We start from the raw sequence: 19,074 nt of genomic DNA, 5'->3' as shown, positions 1-19,074 counted from the left end.
TCCTTCGGTTCAGCTCAGCGGTCCGACGGCGGCGGCCGCGGCCGCGACGACCGCGCCGTCCGCCACCAGCCGGGTCGCGGCCTCGATCTCGGGTGCGAGGAAGCGGTCCGGTCCGGGCCCCTCGACGGCGGTGCGCAGCAGCGCGTGGACGGCCCCGGTGCCCTCGGCGGCCCGCCACCCTGGCGAGCCCGCGGAGCTGTCAGGCTCACGTGCATCACGACGTGCACCACGTCCTGACAACTCTCGCCCCGTGGAGTTGTCAGGCTCACGTGCATCGATGCGTGCACCACGTCCTGACAACTCTCGCCCCGACAGGTCAGCGAGGCGGAGGTCGAGGGCGCGTGCGGCGGTCATGAGCTCGATGGCGAGCACCCGGCCCAGCCCGTCGACGCCGCGGCGCAGCTTGCGGGCAGCGGCCCAGCCCATGGACACGTGGTCCTCCTGCATGGCCGACGACGGGATGGAGTCGACGCTCGCGGGCGCGGCGAGCCGCTTGAGCTCGCTCACGATCCCCGCGGCGGTGTACTGCGCGATCATCAGCCCGGAGTCGACGCCCGGGTCGTCGGCGAGGAACGGCGGCAGCCCCTCGTTGCGCGCCACGTCGAGGAACCGGTCGGTGCGACGCTCGCTCATCGCGGCGACGTCGGCCACGGCGACGGCGAGGAAGTCCAGCACGTAGGCGACGGGGGCGCCGTGGAAGTTGCCGTTCGACTCGACGCGGCCGTCCACCGTGACCACGGGGTTGTCGATGGCGGCGGCGAGCTCGCGGCCGGCGACGGACGCCGCGTGGTCCAGCGTGTCCCGCGCCGCGCCGTGCACCTGCGGGGCGCAGCGCAGCGAGTACGCGTCCTGGACGCGGGTGCACTCGGGGCGGCCGTCGGCGTCGAGCCGGCGGTGGCTCGCCACGACGGGCGACCCCGCGAGGAGCGCCCGGAGGTTCGCGGCCGACGCCGCCTGGCCGGGGTGGGGACGCATGCCGACCAGGTCCGCGGCGAACGGCGCGTCCGAGCCGAGGAGCGCCTCCACGCTGGAGGCCGCGGCGACGTCCGCCGTCGTGAGCAGGGAGCGCAGGTCCGCCAGGGCCAGGCACAGCATGCCGAGCATGCCGTCGGTGCCGTTGATGAGGGCCAGGCCCTCCTTCTCGCGCAGCTCCAGCGGGGCGATCCCCGCGGCCGCGAGCGCCTCGTCGGCGTCGCGGAGGACGCCGTCGTCGTCGCGGACCGGCCCCTCGCCGAGCGCGGCGAGCGCGACGTGCGCCAGCGGCGCGAGGTCGCCCGAGCAGCCGAGCGAGCCGTACTCGTGCACGACGGGAGTGAGCCGCGCGTTCAGCATCGCCGCGTACGTCTCGGCGACGACCGGCCGCGCGCCGGTGCGCCCGGTGGCGAGCGTGGCCAGCCGCAGCAGCTGCAGGGCGCGCACCACCTCGCGCTCCACCTCCGGGCCGGAGCCCGCGGCGTGCGAGCGCACGAGGCCGACCTGGAGCTGCGCCCGCTTCTCGGGAGGGATGTGCGTCCGGGCCAGCGCGCCGAAGCCGGTGGAGACGCCGTAGTGCGGACGGTCGTCGTTTGCGAGGTCGTCGACGACGGCGCGGCTGGCGGCCATCGCCTCGAGCGCACGGTCGGCGATGCGGACGGGGGCACCGTGGCGGGCGACGGCGACGACGTCGTCGACGGTGAGGGGCTCGCCGGTGAGCTCCACGTCGGCGACGGCGCCGGGGGCCGCCGAGGGGGTGGTGACGGTCATGCGGCCAGCACACACCGCCGCTGGGCGGCTGGACACCGGCCGGCGGGAAGTTCAGTCTGGTATCCCAGACACGCGCGGCGGCCGTGCCTCGTGTCCGCGGCCCGGCGGCCCCGGCGGCACGCGGGGCCCGACCTCGCGCGAAGGGAGGGACGATGGCGGACGTGCCGGCGGCGCGCAGCACGCTGCGGGTGCTCACCTACCTGGCGGCGCAGCCCGGGCCGTCCCCGGCGGCGGCCGTGGCCCAGCACCTGGGGCTGCCGCGCTCCACCGTCTACCACCTGCTGTCGGTGCTGGTCGACGAGGGGTTCGTGACGCACCTGCCGGAGGAGCACCGCTACGGCCTGGGCGTGGCCTCGCTCTCCCTCGGGTCGGCGTACACCCGCCAGGCGCCGCTCGCCCGCCTCGCGCGCCCGGTCGTCGCGCGCCTGGTCGAGACGACGGGCGAGAGCGCGCACCTCGCCGTCCTGCACGGGCGCGAGGTGCTCTACCTGGTGGAGCAGCGCGCCCCGCACCGGCCGTCGCTCGTCACCGACGTCGACGTGCGGCTGCCGGGCCACCTCACCGCCAGCGGCCGCGCCGTCCTCGCCCTGCTGCCCGCCGCGCAGGTGCGGGCGCTGTTCCCCAGCGCCGTCGCCCTGGCCGACCGGACCGGCGTCGGACCGCGCACGCTGCGTGACCTGCGCGAGGTGCTCCGTGACGTCCGGCGCCGCGGCCACGCCACCGAGGACGGCGAGGTGACGCCCGGCCTGGCGTCCGTCGCGCACGCCGCCCTCGACCACACGGGCTACCCGGTCGCGGGCGTCGCCCTGACGTTCTGGTCCGACGACGTCGACGACGCCCGCCGCGCGGAGCTGGCCGCGGCCGCCGGGCGGGCCGCCGCCGAGGTCAGCCGGCGCCTGGGCGCTCGCGGCTGACCGGTGCTGGCGAGGGCGCTCCGCCAACCCCGCTGGCCCTGAGGTCCCGCCGCCCTCGCGCGCACCGCGCGACGTCGACCCTCCTGGTCGCGACGGCCCGGGCAGCTCAGCCCTCCGGGACCGCCGCCCCGTAGATGGCGTGCCAGTTGCCGAACGCCCCGACGGGGCCGGTCCCCGCGACGGCGTCCTGGACGGACACGCTGCGCACCTCGCCGCTGCCGGGCTCGTAGAACTGCAGCTCACCGTCCGAGTGCCCAACGAGCAGCACGTAGTGGCGCGGCACGTCGGTACCGCTCGGACCCACGAGGAACGGCACGGGCGTCCCGGCGTCCACGGAGGCGACGGCGCGCGCGACCAGGTCGCGCGCGCCGCCCTTCGGCCTCAGCAGGCTGTACGACATGTCGACGTCCTGCCCGCCGAGGATCCTGCTCACCTCGTCGCCGTAGCCCCAGGGCGCGGACCCGAGCCAGCGACCCGGCCAGAACGTGAACCTGTTGGTCTGGACGCGCACCTGTTCCTGCACGTGTCGCAGCCGTTCGCCCGTGGTGAGCCCGGCGCCCGCGAGGCGGTCGATCCGCGGGATGTCGGCGAGGTAGTCGGGCACGTGGCCGTCCACGGTCTCGCCGGTCGCGAGGAACAGCGCCAGGTACGGGTCGCGCTGCGCGGCCAGCAGGAGCAGGGACGCGGAACCACAGGTGGTGCCGGTGAACTGGATCAGGTCGGTGCCGTCGGGCGTCCCGAGCGCCACCCCGGAGACGCCCGCACCCACGTCGGCGAGGCCGAGCGACGCGACGGCGCGCACCTCGGCAGGCGTCATCTGCCGGAGCCGCCGGGCGAGCGCGAGCGCGAGCGGCAGTCCGGCCCCCGTGGCGAGGGCGGCGATCACCGCCTGCCGCTCCTCGGGGGTCCGGGCGTCCGCCAGCACGGCGTCGAACCGGGCCAGCTCCGCGTCGGAGAGGTCGTCGCGGACCGCGAGGTACGCCGCCCACTCGGCCGCGGACACGACGGCCTTGTCCGGGTCGCCGACACCGGCCGCGAGCGCCGCCGCCGCGTCGAGCGCGGTGACCGTGCCGGTCGGGGCGAAACCCGCGAGCCGGGCGTGCCCGGCGGCGTCGCCGAGGGCGAGACGCAGGGCGTCCTCCGCGCCGGCAGCAGCCCCGGACGTCGCGGCGTGGTCCTTCTGCGCGCCGTCGAGCGCGGTCGCGTAGGCGCGCAGCCCGGCGGCGATGATCCGGCAGCCGCCTGCCTCGAGGCGGGCCAGGTCGGCGAGTGCCAGCGCGCCCTGCGCCGCCGCCGTCCCGGCCTCGGCGTCGGCGTCGGTGACCTCGTGGGCCGTCGCGGTCAGCGTGTCCGCCCGCTCGTCCAGGAGGTCCGCCGTGGTCTCGTACTCGCCTGCGCCCGCGCGGACGTCGTCGGGCGCTCCCTCGGGCGCGGTGAGGACGTCGCCGCCCCAGCGGCGGGCGGCGGCCTGGGCGCCCTGCGTCCGCACGCCGACGCCGGACGGCGTCGGGGCGGCGAAGGAGGTGTGCCGCACCTGCCCGGCCCGGCGGACGGCGTCGTCGTCCGTCTGCCGCAGGGTGGCGAGCCCGTCGTCCAGGGAGCGGGCGAGGTCGCGGACGGCGTCGCCGCCGACGGTGAGCTCGGCGCGCCAGGTGGCCGCGGCCTGCGTGGCGGCGTCGGCGACCCCCGGTCCCAGACCGGTCAGCGCGGTGGCGTCCGCCCGTTGGGTCCAGGTGCTCGCGCCGTGCCGCAGGAGGGCGGCCAGGCCGGCGACGCGGCCACCGTCGGCCCGGATCCCGTCGGTCATCGCCACTCCCTCGGTCGCGGCCCTTCGCTGCCCGAATCCTTCCAGCACTGTCCCGACCCGGCCGAGCGTGTCCAAGATCTCCACACCTTCTGTGGATTCGAACCCCTGCACCGGCGGCGTCTCAGGGCAGAATCGGTCCATGACGTCAGCGCCGACATCGACGAAGGGCAAGACGACCACCCGTCTTGCCGCCGCGAGCCTGCTCGCCCTCGCGATGATGCTCGGCGCGTGTTCCGCCCCCGCCGACGTCGAACGCTTCATCGCCGATGCCCAGAACCAGGCGCAGGCCATCGAGGACGACCTCCAGCGCCTGGAGCAGCAGGCGTCCGACCTCCCCGCCGCGCTGGCCGGCGACGTCACGAACGCCGTGGCGTCCGCCACCGCCGCCACGGAGGAGGCCCGGGACGCGCTCCAGCGCGCCCAGGACTCGAAGGACGGCGCCGTCGTCGCGCTCCAGGACGCCCAGGTGGCGCTCGAGGCCGCGTCGGCCGAGGTCAGGCACGTGACGCAGGAGGCCGCGGACGCCGGGGCCGACGACGTGGCGCGGCTGCTCGGCGGGCTGCAGGAGCAGATCGACACCCTGCGCGGCGAGACCGACCGCGCCGCCGGCTGACCGGGCCCGCTGCCATTCACCGCGGCCCCGGCGGGCGGGGCACCTCCCGTCAGTCCGGGTCGCTCGGGTCCAGCGGCAGGTGGTGGTCCAGGTTGACCGTGCCCCGGCGCCAGTACCCGGCGAGGGACAGCCGCTCGGCGGGCAGGCCGAGCTCCCGGCGCAGGTAGCGACGCACCGGCACCAGCTCGCCCGCCTCGCCGAGCGCCACGAGGAACTCGCCGTCCTCCAGTCCGCCGAGCGAGCGCACCGCGGTCTCGAGCTGCCCCGGGCCGTCGGTGCGGTAGAGGATCTCGACCTCCGCGCGCCCCAGCTCGGCCTCGACGAACTCCTCGTCGACGTCGTCGCCGATCTCGACGACGGCCGTCACCGGCACCTGCGGCCCCGTCGACCGGACCCACCGCGCGAGGGCCGGCAGACCCGTCTCGTCGCCGACGAGCGTGAGCCGGGCGACGCCGTCGGGCACCCCCACGCTGCCGCGCGGCCCGGCGAGCACCACCTCGTCGCCCACGGCGGCGCGCGCCGCCCACGCGGAGGCCGGGCCCTCGTCGCCATGCAGCACCCAGTCGACGTCGAGCTCGGCCACGCCGTCCACCGTGCGCGTGGCACGCACCGTGTAGTCCCGCGAGATGGAGACGACGCCGGTGGGCCGCTGCAGCCCGCCGTCAGGGGCGGTCGTCGGGGCGTGCAGCTCGCCGGTGGCCGGGTCCGGGAGGAAGACCTTGACGTGGTCCTCCGGGCCAGGGGCCCGGAGCGCGGCCAGCGACGTCGGCGCGCCGGGGTCGGCTCCGTCGACGTCACGGAACGTCGTGCGACGCATCGAGCCGGTCAGCTCGGTGACGGCGTGCACGCGCACGCGACGGGGGACGAGGTCGAAGCGGGTGCGGGATCGCGTGAACACCCGTCGATTCCATCACGAGGTCCCGCCGACGGGTCCACCGTCCGATGAGTTCGCGGCCGACGCCGGGTCCGCCGACCATGACCGACCTCACCTCGGACGCCGCACGCGTCCTGGCCACCGTCCGCTACGTCGCGCTCGCGACGATCGACCCGGACGGCGCCCCCCGCGTCTCGCCGGTGTTCTTCACTCGGGACGGTCACCACGTCTACTGGGTGTCGTCCCCCGCCGCGCACCACTCCCGGAACGTCGAGCGCGAGCCGCGCGTCGAGGGCGTCGTCTTCGACTCCACCGTCCGGGTCGGGTCCGCGGAGGCCGTGTACCTCACGGGCCGGGCACGGCGCGTGCCCGACGACGAGCTCGGGACCCGCTGCGCCGCGGCGTACGCCGACACCCGCGACGGGGTGTCGTTCACGCCTGAGGAGCTGGCCGGCGGGTCCGACCTCCGCCTGTACCTCCTGGAGGTCGATCGGTGGGAGGTCCTGGTGCGGGGCCGTGATCCGGAGCGCGGCACGGGCACCGACCGCCGGGTGCCCGTGCCGCTCGGATGATGCGCCGGCTCGTCAGCCGAAGAACACCCGCAGGTCGGCGACGACGTCGTCCGGCACCTCCATCGCGGCGAAGTGCCCGCCGCGGGGAAGCTCGGACCAGTGCTCGATGCGCGCGTTGTCCCGCTCGGCGAGGCTGCGGATGGTCTGGAAGTCGTCCTTGAAGACCGCGACGCCGATCCGCCCCTGGCTGACGACGGGCTCGGCACCGGAGCGCTGCTCCGCGTAGTGGTAGCGCGCGGCCGTGGCGTAGGTGTTGGTCAGCCAGTAGAGCGTGGCCTGCGCCAGCACCTGCTCCGGGCGCACCAGCGACGTGCCGTTGCCGAAGCTCTCGAAGAGCTCGGAGTAGGCCAGGGTCGCCACGGGCGAGTCCGCCAGCCCGGCCGCGACGGTCTGCGGCCGCGACGCGTTCATCACGTTGTACGCGCCCACCGACTGGAACCACTGCGCGTGGGCGAGCGCCGCGTACTCCTTCTCGCCGAACCCGTCCATCTCCCCCGGCGCGCCGGACGGGAAGGAGAACAGGTGCAGCACGTGCGCGCCGAGGAAGCCCTCGGGGTCGAGCACGGCGAGCTCGCGCGCGACCATCGCCCCGCCGTCGCTGCCGTGGATGCCGTAGGACTCGTAGCCGAGCCCCCGCATCAGGGTGTCGTAGGTCTGCGCGACCCGCGCCATCGTCCACTCCCCGACCAGCGGGGTCGAGAAGCCGAAGCCCGGCATCGACGGGACGACGACGTCGAAGGCGTCCTCGGCGCGGCCACCGTGCGCGACCGGGTCGACCAGCGGGTCGATCATGTCGAGGAAGTCGAGCACGGAGCCGGGGTAGGTGTGCGCCAGCAGCAACGGCGTCGCGTCCGCGTGCGCGGAACGCACGTGCAGGAGGTGGACCGTCTGCCCGTCGATCTCGGTGGTGAACTGCGGGAAGGCGTTGAGCCGGGCCTCGACGGCGCGCCAGTCGAAGCCCTTCCACCGCTCGACCATGTCGCGCAGGTAGGACTCCGGCGTGCCGTAGTCCCACGAGTCGCCGGGGGCTGCCGGGGCGAAGCGGGTCCGCTCGAGCCGCTGCCGCAGGTCGTCCAGGTCGGCCTGCGGGGCCGCCGCGGTGAACGGGCGGAGCTCGATGCCGGCCTGACCGGCGGTGGTGGTGGTCATGGCGTTCTCCCGGTGTCGTGAGCCGGGCCCTCGCCCCAGCTCCTGAGACCACCGTAGTGACGGTTCAGGAAAGGTTCCTTCCTTTATTCTGGGAGGGTTCGACCACTTCTCGACGAACTTCCGGAGGTCGCGATGGGCTCCACCTCGGCGCGCATGCTGACGCTGCTCGGCCTCCTCCAGTCACGGCCGGACTGGTCGGGAGCCGAGCTTGCCGAACGCCTCGACGTCACCGACCGCACCGTCCGCAACGACGTGGCACGGCTGCGTGAGCTGGGCTATCCCGTCCATGCCGTCCGGGGCCCGGGCGGGCGGTACCGGCTCGGGGCGGGCGCCCGCCTGCCCCCGCTGCTGCTCGACGACACCGAGGCCGTCGCCGTGGCCGTGGGCCTGCGCACCGTCACGGGCACCGCGGGATTCGAGGAGTCCGGGCAGTCGGCGCTGACCAAGCTGGAGCAGGTGATGCCCGACCGCCTCCGCCGCCGGCTCGCCGCCATCCGCGACGCCAGCACGGCCGGCCCCGAGAACACCGGCTCCAACGTCGAGGACCCGCGCGTCGACTCCGCCACGCTGGCGGCGGTGGCCGACGCCGTCCGCGACCACCAGAGCCTGCGCTGCCTCTACGCGGACGAGCCCGCCGAGATCGAGCCGTACCACCTGGTCTCGTGGCAGCGCCGGTGGTTCCTGGTGGGACGCGACGTCGCCACGGGCGCGTGGACGCCGTACCGCGTCGACTGGCTGCGGCTACGCACCCCGGGCGGGCGGCGCTTCGTCCCCGCCCCGTTCCCCGGCGACCTCACGACGTTCGTCGTGCAGGAGGTGGCGCGTACCGGCTGGGCGGTGCACGCCCGCATCACCGTCGAGGCCCCGGCCGAGGAGGTGCTGGCGCGGATCAACCCCGCCGTGGGCACCGTCGAGCCGCTGCCGGACGGCCGCAGCGTGCTCGTCACCGGCGGCGACAGCGTCGAGGTGGTCGCCGTGTGGATCGGCATGCTCGGCCTCGACTTCCACGCGGCCGAGCCGCCGGAGCTCGTCGAGCACCTGCGGGTCCTGTCCGTGCGCTACGCCCGGGCGGTCGACGGCTGACACGTGCTGGCGCCGGACGCCGTCGATCCACGACACTGTCCCCGTGAGCGATCCGTATCCGGCCGGCGAGCCGTCCCCGCAGCAGAACCCGCAGCAGCCTCCGCAGGGCTACGCCCAGCCTGGCTACGACCAGCACGGCTATCCCCAGGCCGGCTACCCCCAGGCCGGCTACCCCCAGGGTCCGTACCCGGCGCCCGGTTACGGCTACCCGGGCTACGCCCCGGACCCGCCCGGCAAGACGATGGGCATCGTCGGCTTCATCCTCGCGTTCATCATCTCCCCCGCCGGGATCGTCGTCTCCGCGATGGCCCTGTCGGAGTCGAAGAAGGTGGGCTACCCCAACACCCTCGGCAGGTGGGGGCTGTGGCTGTCGATCATCTTCACGTCGTTCTGGGTGCTGTACGTGCTGTTCATCGTGCTCGCGATGTTCGGCGGATTCTTCGCGGCGATCTCCTCGTACTCGTCGGTGGACAGCATCGCCACGTCGATCTGACGCCCGCCGCCGTCCGGGTGGTGCGCCGCAGCGTCCAGGGGCCGGTTCCACGCGATGGCCTCGTGCGGGCGGAGGGTGTTGTACTCCGTCTGGTAGGCGTCGGCGTGGAAGCCGCGGGCAAGAGCACGTTCGCCCCCGATGACGACGACGCGACTCTCGGGAAGCTGATTCGCAACGACTCACGCGTCACGATCCACCACCTGACGGGGATGGTGTGGCGCAGCGAGTTCGACCGTCACGGGACCGATGACCCGGAGGTCCTCTCGGAGTGAGTGGAGCAGACGCGGAAGCGGCAACCTTCGCTGCGGTCACCTTGGTCCAGCATTTCCAGGCCGGCCACATATCGCGCACGAAGGCCGAAAGCTAGCGCGTGATCCGGCCCGGACCGCCGCAGCCCTCGACCGCGCGCACCGTCGACGATCAAGTCGTGGACATCGACGACGAGAAAATCAGGTTCGAGCGGCGGGACGCTTGACCCCCATCGAGTACGAAGCCATCATCACCACTCAGGTCGCACTCGCCGCCTGAGAACCACTGTCACCTATCCGTGCAGCAGTCCCAACAACACTTCTTGCTCGCCTGGCCCGCGCCCACTCCATGAACCGGAAGCACAACGACGCGTAGTGCCACCGTGTGCCTGCCAAGTTCTCAGACACCGCTCAACCGACCGATTCTGAGACGCGTCACAATCGGGTTCTGGGAGTTTCGGAACCTGACGAGCCGTGGCCGACTGACCACACGGAGGCAGCGGAAGCCGCACCAGCCCGGACCGGATGACGGTTCGATGTCGCACGGTCACCTGGTTCGCTGGGTGAGCATCGTTGCCGGCTCACTCGCATCCGGCCCACGGGGGCGCGGTGAGCAGGGCGGAGGACGCGGTGAGCAGGACGGATCTGCGGGACGGCCTGCGGCTCAGGTGGGCAGGGCGGTCTCGCGGACGCCGCAGGACGCGGTGAGCCACGAGATGAGGAGCTCCTTCTCGGCCGCCTGGACGCGCGCGCGGAGGCTCGCGACGTCGTCGTCGGGCTCGACCGGCACGGGGCACTGCGCGAGAACTGGACCCTCGTCGTACTCGGCGGTGACGACGTGGACCGAGGCGCCGGTAATGGTGGCCCCGTCGGCAAGGACGGCCGAGTGGACGCGGTCCCCATACATCCCGACGCCGCCGTAGGCGGGCAGCAAGGCCGGGTGGGTGTTGACGATGCGCCCGTCCCAACCAGCCAGGACGCGGCGGCCGAGCTTCTTCATGTAGCCAGCGAGCACCACGAGCTCGACGCCGGCCTCGTGGAGCGCCCCCGCGATTGCAGCGGCGAGCGCCTCGGGGTCGGAGTGGGTCCGGCCGCTAAGGTGGCGCGTCGGCACGCCTCGGGAGCGCGCGTGCTCGAGCGCACCTGAGCCGCTGTTGTTGCTGACGACCAGACGGACCGCGGCGTCCAGCCCTCGGCCCGCCGCGTCGATGATCCGCGCGGCCGTGCTCCCCTCACCCGAGGCGAAGATCGCGAGATGCGTGGGGGCGCTGGCGCTCGACATGGCGACACGGTACGTCACGCCCTTGCGGCGTGAGACCGCGGTGACGAGTGCGCTGCGGCCGGTGGGCGGTCGATAGTGGGTGCGCAGGGCCGGGTCGACCTCGTTTCATCCACACGACGTGACGACTGCCGCGCTGGAGTAGTGGCGGTTCTGTCGAGCCCCAACAATCACTGTCAACGCTCCAAGACTGACCGATTCTGAGGCGCGCCAGAATCGGGTTCTGGAGTTTTCGGAACTTCAGGGGGGCTCCTTCCTGTTCGGGCACTTGCGCGAACCGGAGACCCTCACTTCGACAACACGAACTGGCATCGAAGTCGTGGCCGGTTAGACCTAGAGCGGCTGGAGGTCGAACCGCCCCCAGGCCAGCACGAGGAAGAGGCTGAGGTAGAACACGTCAATGAGCATCAGTTTCCATTCGCTGCGACGGAAGCGCGTGGTTGCGGCGCCGGCCATGAAGAGTGCGAGCCCGCTGGCCGCGAGAGGAGTCAGGAGCGGTGCGACGCCGAGCGCTGCCGGGAGGATGAGGCCGAGGCTCCCGATGATCTTGACGACGCCGATGACCTTGAGGTGCCGGTCCTCGAAGTCGTCGACCCAGTGCTGGCTGGCCCCGAGTGCGCGGTACCGCTCCTTGGGCATCAGCAGCAGGCTGGTGCCGCCCGCGGTGTAGGCGATGGCGAGTGCGCCGGCGAGGATCCACAGGGCGAGGTTCACGAACTTCTCCTTCGTCGTTACGTCGGCCCGCTCGGGCCCGTCATCGTGATGACGGGACAGACCGAGGAGAGGTAACGATGAGCTCCCAGACCGACCTGGCAGAGAACTTCGAGGCAGAGCGCGGGCGTCTGCTGGCGATCGCGACCCGGGTGCTCGGGAGCGCGAGCTCCGCGGAGGACGTCGTGCAGGAGGCGTGGGTGCGTCTCGCCCGTCAGGACCCCGCAACGATCGAGAACCTCGCCGCATGGCTGACCACCGTGGTGGGGCGGCTGAGCATTGACGTCCTGCGCTCCCGGGCGGCAAAGGGCGAGACGTCCTTCGAAGCGCAGTTCCGCGACCCGGTCGTCACGGCCGACGTCGTCTCCACCGACGGGGACCCGGAGAGCCACGCGATCGACAGCGAGGCACTCGGCCTGGCTCTGCTCACTGTGCTGGGCTCGCTCCGGCCAGATGAACGGCTCGCCTTCGTGCTGCACGACGTGTTCGGTGTCCCGTTCGCCGAGATCGGCGTGATCATCGACAAGTCGGTCGACGCCGCAAAGATGGCAGCGAGCCGTGCTCGCCGCAAGGTCCGTGACGCCGCACGCCCCACTGGTAGTCACCGCCGGCAACGACTTGTGGTCGACGCGTTCCTGGCCGCCGCCCGCGACGGCGACTTCGAGGCCCTGCTCGAGGTCCTCCACCCGGACCTGGTCTGGGAGGTGCGCAGCCCGCGGGGCGTGACGGTGAGACGAGGCCGTGCAGAACTCGTCCGCGCCGTCGTGCGGGGGAGCGAGCTGGGGTTCACCGCTCGCCAGGTCGTGGTGGACGGGCGACCCGGGGTCCTCGCCTTCGCTCCCACCGGTCGTCCCGTGGGCCTGATGACCTGCACCGTGGAGCACCGGCGTATGACGGCGATCACCGCAGTCGCCGACAGGGCGACGCTAGGCCGGATGGAGCTTCCGGACCTGGCATGACCTGTTCGCCGCCAGGATCCGTCCAGGTTCGATCGCCATCCCGCGCATTCGTGACCAGGGCTACAGGAGGCACGTCTCTGGCGCCTTGGTTCGGCCCGGGCATAGCAGAGTCACCCTGAGGGCATCGACTGCTACGTCTTGGCCCGTTCCCACAAGTCAGGTCGTCGCTTCAGAACTGACCGATTCTGAGGCACGCCAGAATCGGGTTCTGGGAGTTGTGGCTTGCGCCGATAAATGGCGGGGTTCTGTAGGTGCTATGTGGCGGCCTGTCAACTGACGCCGATGACAAGGGTGCTGGCGGCGGCTTCGATGACGTCGTTGGTGATGGTGTCGAGTTCGTTGATCTTCAGGACGCGCTCGATCTGGGGGAAGAGTCGTTCCAGGAGTCGGAAGTTCCCTCGGGTGATGCGGGCGATGGCGGCGATGGCTTGGGCGTCGGTGAAGTCCTCTGGGTCGAGGGTCTTGGTGAGGGCGCGCCAGTGCCGTTGAAGGACGAAGAGCAGTTCGTCCTTGCCCAGGGGCCGGTACTGGTGGGCGAAGCCGACGCGGCTGTAGAACTGGGGGTAGTGGCTGAACTGCTTCTCCAGGCCGGGCATGCCGATCAGGATGAGGGCGATGTTGTCGCGGTCGTAGCGATCGCGCAGCAGTTCCAGTGCGGTGGGGCGTAGGCGTTCGGACTCATCGACGATGATCAGCTCGACGTAGTTCCTGCTGTGGCGCCACCCGCGCGTCTCTGGCGTGACCTGTCCGGCCGGCGCGAGGTGCTGCTCGATGCAGATATTGGTGCGGGAGATGACCTGGTCGAGCTCCTCCTTCAGGGCCCGTGGCGTGGTCAGCACGCTGGGGGTGTAGAGCACGGTACGGCTCTTGGCCAGCGCGGCGTAGATCTTCGCGTCACTGTCGGAGCGCGGTCCCCAGTAGGTCAGCAGGTCGTGGGCCTTGTCCCAGCGGGCGTAGCGGCGCGCGGAGAGCGTCTTTCCCACGCCGGCTGGTCCGAAGCACAGGCCGATGGTGTGCCCGCGCCGCACGGCGTCGGCGAACTCGGTGAAGCGGCGGTGTTCTTTGGTCACGATGAAGCGCTGACTCACCTCAGGTCCTCTCTATAGACCTGCAACTTCCGCCGAGGCGCCGGCGGCGGCGCCTCGGTCGCTGGTGCAGGGTCGGTCTGCGTGGCCACGACGGCGATCCGCTCGTTGATGCCCTGACGCAGCGCCCGGCGCCGGGCGTTGCGGGCGGCCTGGACCTCCTTGAGGCTGACCTTCTGGTCGTGGTGATCCTGGTTGATGGCCTTACAGATGAAGTCCTCGTGGTCGAACACGCGGATCTCGGTGATGTCCCTGGGGTCGTAGCGGATCACGACCGACCGGCCGACGTAACCGGCCAGGGTCGGGGAGATGTAGCGCAGGCCCTGGAAGTGGATGCCATCGCGGCGCACGACCCTGGTCTGGGCGACGGTGAGCAGGAGCCCGTCGAGGTCCTCCAGGCTCTCCGGCATGCGCGGTAGCCAGCCATCGGCGATCCAGGCAGCGCGCGGGGAGGTGCCGAGCTCGCTGTGAGTTTGGTCGTTGTAGGTGATTACGAACTCCTCCATCGCAGCGTCGAGCTCAGCCAGGGACAGCTTCGGCGTCGGCCAGTGGTGTCCCTCGGCGATGTACCCAGGCAGACCAGCCAGCAGCTCGGTGTTCACGGTCCCGAAGAACCTCTCCACCTTGCCGCGCCCCTGAGGACGCGCGACGGCAGAGTGGATGAGTCGGATATGCAAGTCCACGGCCGTGCCGGTGAGTTGGTTGCTGATGAAGTCGCTGCCGTGATCGACGTAGAGCACCTCGGGCAGGCCGCACATCGGCCAGGAGAGGTCGGTCTTGTGCCAGATCGCCTGACGCAGCGCCAGCGCGGTGTTCATCGCCGAGGGCGCACCGAGGAACACGGTGTACCCGCAGATAGCGCGCGAGCAGTCATCGATGATCGTCGTCAGCCACGGCCGGGCGGGCTTGCCGTCGGTGCCCACCACGAGGACATCGAGCAGGGTGTGATCGGCCTGCCACATCGCGTTCGGCCGCTCGGCCTGCCGGCGCAGCGCGATCTCGTACTTGTCCCGGTAGGACGCCGGCCCTTCCAGGGCCAGGGTGACCATGCCCGGATCGAGGTCGGCGATGATCGCGCGCACGACGCCATAGGAGGGCACGGGCCATCCCTGCTCCTCGCAGATGGCGCTGACCTTGCGGTGGATGGTGATGATCGCCGGCCGAGGCTTCCTCAACGCCAGCCCTTCGACCAACGACACGAGCTCAGCGGGCAGGCGGCGGCTGCCGACATCAGCGCGCTGCCGCCTATCGAGGCTTGCGTATCCCTCGGTGCGGTAGCGGGCGTGCCACCGCTCCAGCGTGCGCAACCCGATCCCGGTGTCCCGGGCCAGGGCGGCGAGCGGGATCTGGTCCTCGACGTGAAGCCTGAGGATCTGCCAGCGCCCGGCCGCGTCCATGACCTACACGGCGCTTCTCGACTGTCGTGGTTCGACCACTGGGACACTTTGGCGGTTGAGCACGCGGTAGATGGTGGCCCGGCTGACGCCCAAGACCGCACCGATCTGCGCCACCGTCATCTCATTCTGCTCATACATCCGACGGGCCGCCTTGACCTGGTCCGGCGACAGGGCGGGCGGTCGCCCGCCTTTGCGGCCACGGGCCCGGGCGGCGGCCAGTCCTGCGTGGGTGCGCTCACGGATCAGGTCACGTTCGAACTCGGCCAGCGCGGCGAAGACGTGGAACACCAGCCGCCCGCCCGAGGAGGTCGTGTCGATCGTCTCCTGCAAGGAGCGGAACCCCACGCCCTGCTCGGACAGGACCTGCAGCTGGTCGATCAGATGCCTGATCGAGCGACCCAACCGGTCCAGCCGCCACACCACCAGCGTGTCCCCCGGGCGCAACTGGTCCATCAACTTCGCCAGCTCGGGCCGGTGATCCAGGGAGCCAGAGATCGTATCGACGAAGACCCGATAACACCCCGCCGCAGTCAGCGCATCGATCTGCAGCGCAGCGTCCTGATCGGTCGTCGACACACGCGCATACCCCAGCAGATGCCCCATGGCGCTGACTGTAGCGATACTCGTTCAGCACGGGAAGTATCGAGCCATAGAATCCGGCACTGAGTTTCGTTACAAATGGCGTGGGCCGAGAACCGCGAACCGTCAAGCATCCTGAAGAGGGCGCCGAGCCCTCGTCGCCGCTGTAGCGGAATCGTTCGATTACGTACAGCAGACTGCGAGTGGTGCGTCGTGGCTGCCAAGAGAAGTGCGGATCGCTGATGGCCCGTGGAACGTCAGGGGCCTGCCGTCGACCTCGCTGAGGACTCTGGCCATGCAGGCAGCGACGGCTGCCCGAGCGTTGGGGTGTTGGGGCACCAGCGCTTCGGTGACGGCCCGCGCCGCTGGATGCACCGATCACCTCACGTTTCGGGCCCCGCAAGTTATTGGGCGGCATGTTTCACTACGGCACCGACTTCGGGGGCCGCCTGCGGCTAGTCATCGCCCTGGTTGGCGACGCCGGGAACTTCGCCTGCTGCTACCACCTGCAGTACGCCGTCCACATCGACGGCCAGCCCATCGACCCCGAACCTTTCCCATGGCCGCACAGGGTGTGCCGCTGGGTTGAGTTCCACTCCCTCTGTCCGATTCCGATGCGAGCGCGGGGCACAGGGCGGCTCTCCGAGCATCTACGTCTGGGCTCCCGCACCAAAGCTCCCACCGCAGCCTGCCGTGGAAGGCCAGCACGGGATCCGACCGATGGCAGCGGACCGGCATCGAGCAGCCCGTAGATGCCCGGGATGGAAGGCCAACACGGGATCCGACCGATGGCAGCGGACCGGCATCGAGCAGCCCGTAGATGCCCGGGATAGGTGGGCGGCTTAGTGTGGCGAGGACAGGCGCGGCTACAGCCGGCGACGATCTATGGAGGCATTCTTGGACCCGGATTTCCCGCTCTGGCTGCGGGCTACACACCTGCTCAACTTTGTCCTAATGGGGATTGTGCTGCGCAGCGGGTGGGAAATTCTCGCCTCGCTGCCCCGCCTGTGGTGGCGCAATGACTCCAAGCCGGGCACTGAGTGGATCAAGTTCACCCGCCGGGAGCTGCCGAAGGAGGAGGGCGTCTACACCTCCCTCATGGACGAGCGATCCGCCAGCCCGCTGCTGACCTTGCCGGGGAAGAAGAACATCGGCCTGGGGCGGCACTGGCACGGACTGGGAGTGACGCTGTGGTTGATCAACGGCCTGCTTTACGTCGTCCTGCTGTTCGGCACCGGCCTGTGGCGGCGGATCGTGCCGAACTCGTGGGATGTGTTCCCCGAGGCGTGGGAATCCATGCGGATCTACCTCGGCTTCGGCGTGCCCTCGATCGAGCATTTCCAGCCCTACGACGCGCTGCAGATGCTCACCTACACCGGCGTCGTCTTCATCTTGGCGCCGTTGCTGATCCTGACAGGTATCGCGATGTCCCCGGCCGTGCGTTCGCGCTTCCCCTGGTACCTGAAGCTGTGGGGTGGGCACCAGGGCGCTCGTTCGCTGCACTTCATCGGCATGGTCCTGATGAGCATTTTCATCGTGATGCACATCGGTCTGGTGTTCTTGGTCCACCCCGAGTACAACCTGCCGCACATGGTCTTCGGTGTCACCGACACCGCCCGATACGCGCAGGCCTTCACCATCGCGATCGCCACGATCGTCGTCGTTATCGGCTTGTGGATCGCTCTGAGCTACCTCACGCTGGCCGACCGCCCGCGCTCCCAGCGCGTGCTCGTGGCGCTGACTGAGCCGATCCGCAAGGTCACCCTGAACTGGATGAAGCCCCGCATGGGACGCCAGAGTACTTACACCGAGAAGGACATCTCGGAGTTCCACTGGACCAACGGGCTCCCGCCGACCAAGGACGAGTCCACGGAGTGGCTCGCCCACCGGGACAGCGGCTTCCGTGACTGGCGCCTCGAGCTCGGTGGTGAGCTGAGCGGTAAGACGCTGCAGCTGAGCCTGGGGGACTTGCGTCAGCTCCCGAAGACCGAGTACATCGCGGTCCACACCTGCATGCAGGGCTGGTCGGCCACCTCCAAATGGGCCGGCGTCCGGCTCCGTGACCTCCTCGAGGTCCTCGGACCTCCCCCGGAGGGTGCCAACTACGTGATGATCACCTCCCACGGCCTGGCCCAGGAGATGTGGGACCACCGGCCGCGGGAACCGTTCTACGCGGTGCTGGACCTCGACACGGTCGCCGAGGACGACACGATCCTGGCGTACGAGCGCAACGGGCACCCGTTGGAGGTGCATCTGGGCGCGCCGCTGCGGCTGCGGGTGGAGTCGAACCATGGGTACAAGATGGTCAAGTGGATCAAGTCCATCGAGTGGATCACCGACTACGCCGCGTACGGTGAGGGTCGTGGCGGCACCCGTGAGGACGCCGCGATGCAGGCGTTCAACGGCCGGATCTGACAGGAGCAGGGCATGATCAGCACTATCTACACCGTCGCCGGCATGACCACAGCCGAGGATGCGCGGGCCATCAAGGACAGGCTCTATCTCGTGGCAGGTATCGGTGCCGTCGCCACCGAGATCATTCCCGACGGCGAAGCGCGCATCATCCTCAAGCACAAGGACGACGTCGAGCTGAACCGCTCGGCCATCGAGGCAGCCGTGCAGGAGGCGGGCGAATACACGCTCGCCTGACCATTACGGCTACCAATAATGAGACGAAGCACGTGCTTATTCGTCTCGGCGCATCTAGCATCACTTTCAGGAGGCAATCGTGAGCAGCGAACCCGGCTCCGCCGCATCGCACGGTGCATCCTCCCCGGTCAATTCGGCTACCGGCGCACCTGGCCGACGACGAGTCCCGCTGCGCTCAACCTGCGCCCAGCCCCATCACTGTCCATTGCCGGTACGCATGAAGGTTCTCGGCCAGGTGCCGCTCTTCGCCGGTCTGTCCCACGAGGATCTTGTCGGTATCGACCACCGCATGGTCTCGCTGTCCTGGGCTGAGGACGACCCGCTCTACACAGCCGGCGACGTGGCCGAACATCTCTACGTCATGGCAGCCGGGCGCGCCAAGGTCTCCCGCCCGACCCCGAACGGCCAGGACGTCGTCGTCGATCTCCTGGCCCCTGGCGACCTCTTCGGAGGCATGCACACCCTGGGCCAGCCCACCTACCCCGAAACCGTTCGCGCCCTGACCACCACCTGCGCGTTACGCATCGACACACGCGCTTTCCGCGATGTCATGACGCAACACCCCGAGGTCGCCCTACGGGTGGTGGACGACGTCACCGCGCTGCTAGCGCAAGCGCGTGCGGACGTCACCGCGCAATCCACCGCCACCGTCGCCCAGCGGGTAGCGACCACGCTGTTGCGCCTAGCCGAGAAGTTCGGCCAGGACAGCTCCTCCGGTGCCACATTGATCCAGTTGCCGCTGTCTCGCACTGACCTGGCCGGCATGACCGGTTCGACACCGGAGTCCGTCTCCCGGGTAATGAGCCAGCTCCGCAAGGACGGCATCATCGACTCCGGCCGCAGATGGACCGCCATCCTGGACGGCGACCGTCTGCTCGCCACCGTGGCCGCCAGTGCCTGAGGGGCGAGGACTCTCTCA

General features: G+C 70.9%; 19 protein-coding genes. 10 read left to right on the top strand and 9 right to left on the bottom strand.

What is annotated here, in order from left to right; all coding sequences use genetic code 11:
• Positions 1–9: 9 nt before the first annotated feature.
• Entirely contained in the window at positions 10–1,743 is a 1,734-nt protein-coding gene (gene hutH / locus LEP48_RS00155) for a histidine ammonia-lyase (RefSeq protein WP_225563494.1), read from the bottom strand.
• Between the two features lie 152 nt (positions 1,744–1,895).
• Between hutH and LEP48_RS00150 the strand changes: the two genes are divergently transcribed.
• On the top strand, positions 1,896–2,657 hold the full coding sequence (locus tag LEP48_RS00150) for an IclR family transcriptional regulator (protein WP_225563493.1): 762 nt from the start codon (positions 1,896–1,898) through the stop codon (positions 2,655–2,657).
• A 106-nt stretch (positions 2,658–2,763) separates the two neighbouring features.
• Here LEP48_RS00150 and LEP48_RS00145 read toward each other — a convergent pair whose 3' ends face one another.
• Complete coding sequence (locus tag LEP48_RS00145) at positions 2,764–4,464, bottom strand: hypothetical protein (protein ID WP_225563492.1); 1,701 nt, start codon at positions 4,462–4,464, stop codon at positions 2,764–2,766.
• Positions 4,465–4,603: 139 nt separating this feature from the next.
• On the opposite strand from LEP48_RS00145, the gene LEP48_RS00140 reads away from it, so the two are divergent.
• Positions 4,604–5,077: a hypothetical protein gene (locus LEP48_RS00140; protein WP_225563491.1), complete on the top strand. Its 474-nt coding sequence runs from the start codon at positions 4,604–4,606 to the stop codon at positions 5,075–5,077.
• 49 nt (positions 5,078–5,126) lie between these two features.
• On the opposite strand, the gene LEP48_RS00135 is transcribed toward LEP48_RS00140, so the two are convergent.
• Entirely contained in the window at positions 5,127–5,975 is an 849-nt protein-coding gene (locus tag LEP48_RS00135) for a siderophore-interacting protein (protein ID WP_225563490.1), read from the bottom strand.
• A 77-nt stretch (positions 5,976–6,052) separates the two neighbouring features.
• Here LEP48_RS00135 and LEP48_RS00130 point away from each other — a divergent pair, with 77 nt between their 5' ends.
• On the top strand, positions 6,053–6,523 hold the full coding sequence (locus tag LEP48_RS00130; RefSeq protein WP_225563489.1) for a pyridoxamine 5'-phosphate oxidase family protein: 471 nt from the start codon (positions 6,053–6,055) through the stop codon (positions 6,521–6,523).
• Positions 6,524–6,535: 12 nt separating this feature from the next.
• Here the strand turns inward: LEP48_RS00130 and LEP48_RS00125 are convergent, their stop codons facing one another.
• Positions 6,536–7,672, bottom strand: a complete 1,137-nt coding sequence (locus LEP48_RS00125; RefSeq protein ID WP_225563488.1) for an epoxide hydrolase family protein — start codon at positions 7,670–7,672, stop codon at positions 6,536–6,538.
• A 132-nt stretch (positions 7,673–7,804) separates the two neighbouring features.
• Here LEP48_RS00125 and LEP48_RS00120 point away from each other — a divergent pair, with 132 nt between their 5' ends.
• From LEP48_RS00120 to LEP48_RS00110, 3 genes are all read left to right on the top strand, one after another.
• Positions 7,805–8,755, top strand: coding sequence for a helix-turn-helix transcriptional regulator (locus tag LEP48_RS00120; RefSeq protein WP_225563487.1), 951 nt, complete (start codon positions 7,805–7,807; stop codon positions 8,753–8,755).
• A gap of 43 nt (positions 8,756–8,798) precedes the next feature.
• The gene (locus LEP48_RS00115) at positions 8,799–9,248 is read left to right on the top strand and encodes a hypothetical protein (RefSeq protein ID WP_225563486.1); all 450 of its coding nucleotides are present in this window, start codon (positions 8,799–8,801) and stop codon (positions 9,246–9,248) included.
• Positions 9,249–9,310: 62 nt separating this feature from the next.
• On the top strand, positions 9,311–9,520 hold the full coding sequence (locus LEP48_RS00110) for a hypothetical protein (RefSeq protein WP_225563485.1): 210 nt from the start codon (positions 9,311–9,313) through the stop codon (positions 9,518–9,520).
• Positions 9,521–10,160: 640 nt separating this feature from the next.
• Here LEP48_RS00110 and purN read toward each other — a convergent pair.
• Complete coding sequence (purN, locus tag LEP48_RS00105; RefSeq protein WP_225563484.1) at positions 10,161–10,778, bottom strand: phosphoribosylglycinamide formyltransferase; 618 nt, start codon at positions 10,776–10,778, stop codon at positions 10,161–10,163.
• Positions 10,779–11,108: 330 nt separating this feature from the next.
• A complete protein-coding gene (locus LEP48_RS00100) occupies positions 11,109–11,489 on the bottom strand; it encodes a DoxX family protein (protein ID WP_225563483.1) in 381 nt (126 codons plus the stop codon).
• Between the two features lie 77 nt (positions 11,490–11,566).
• On the opposite strand from LEP48_RS00100, the gene LEP48_RS00095 reads away from it, so the two are divergent.
• Positions 11,567–12,445, top strand: coding sequence for a sigma-70 family RNA polymerase sigma factor (locus LEP48_RS00095; RefSeq protein ID WP_225563482.1), 879 nt, complete (start codon positions 11,567–11,569; stop codon positions 12,443–12,445).
• A 269-nt stretch (positions 12,446–12,714) separates the two neighbouring features.
• Here the strand turns inward: LEP48_RS00095 and LEP48_RS00090 are convergent, their stop codons facing one another.
• Genes LEP48_RS00090 through LEP48_RS00080 form a run of 3 tightly spaced genes read right to left on the bottom strand, consistent with a single transcriptional unit; the run spans position 12,715 to position 15,530 of the window.
• Complete coding sequence (locus tag LEP48_RS00090) at positions 12,715–13,533, bottom strand: AAA family ATPase (protein ID WP_225563481.1); 819 nt, start codon at positions 13,531–13,533, stop codon at positions 12,715–12,717.
• Complete coding sequence (locus tag LEP48_RS00085) at positions 13,530–14,927, bottom strand: Mu transposase C-terminal domain-containing protein (protein ID WP_225563480.1); 1,398 nt, start codon at positions 14,925–14,927, stop codon at positions 13,530–13,532. The genes LEP48_RS00090 and LEP48_RS00085 overlap by 4 nt, the downstream gene beginning before the upstream one ends.
• A 3-nt stretch (positions 14,928–14,930) precedes the next feature.
• Positions 14,931–15,530 (bottom strand): recombinase family protein, encoded by a 600-nt coding sequence (locus LEP48_RS00080; RefSeq protein ID WP_225563479.1) that lies wholly within the window; start codon positions 15,528–15,530, stop codon positions 14,931–14,933.
• An 873-nt stretch (positions 15,531–16,403) separates the two neighbouring features.
• On the opposite strand from LEP48_RS00080, the gene LEP48_RS00075 reads away from it, so the two are divergent.
• The 3 genes from LEP48_RS00075 (at position 16,404) to LEP48_RS00065 (ending at position 19,056) form a co-directional block, all read left to right on the top strand.
• A complete protein-coding gene (locus tag LEP48_RS00075) occupies positions 16,404–17,921 on the top strand; it encodes a molybdopterin-dependent oxidoreductase (protein ID WP_225563478.1) in 1,518 nt (505 codons plus the stop codon).
• A gap of 12 nt (positions 17,922–17,933) precedes the next feature.
• The gene (locus LEP48_RS00070) at positions 17,934–18,155 is read left to right on the top strand and encodes a hypothetical protein (protein WP_168631482.1); all 222 of its coding nucleotides are present in this window, start codon (positions 17,934–17,936) and stop codon (positions 18,153–18,155) included.
• Positions 18,156–18,234: 79 nt separating this feature from the next.
• Positions 18,235–19,056 carry a Crp/Fnr family transcriptional regulator gene (locus tag LEP48_RS00065; protein WP_225563477.1) on the top strand — a complete coding sequence of 274 codons (822 nt, stop codon included), beginning with the start codon at positions 18,235–18,237 and terminating at the stop codon, positions 19,054–19,056.
• Positions 19,057–19,074 lie beyond the last annotated feature (18 nt).

It is taken from the genome of Isoptericola luteus (assembly GCF_020297055.1).
Classification (GTDB): Bacteria; Actinomycetota; Actinomycetes; order Actinomycetales; family Cellulomonadaceae; genus Isoptericola; species Isoptericola luteus.
Note: the sequence above shows the minus strand (reverse complement) of the source record. Positions and strands in the feature narration are given on the sequence as shown.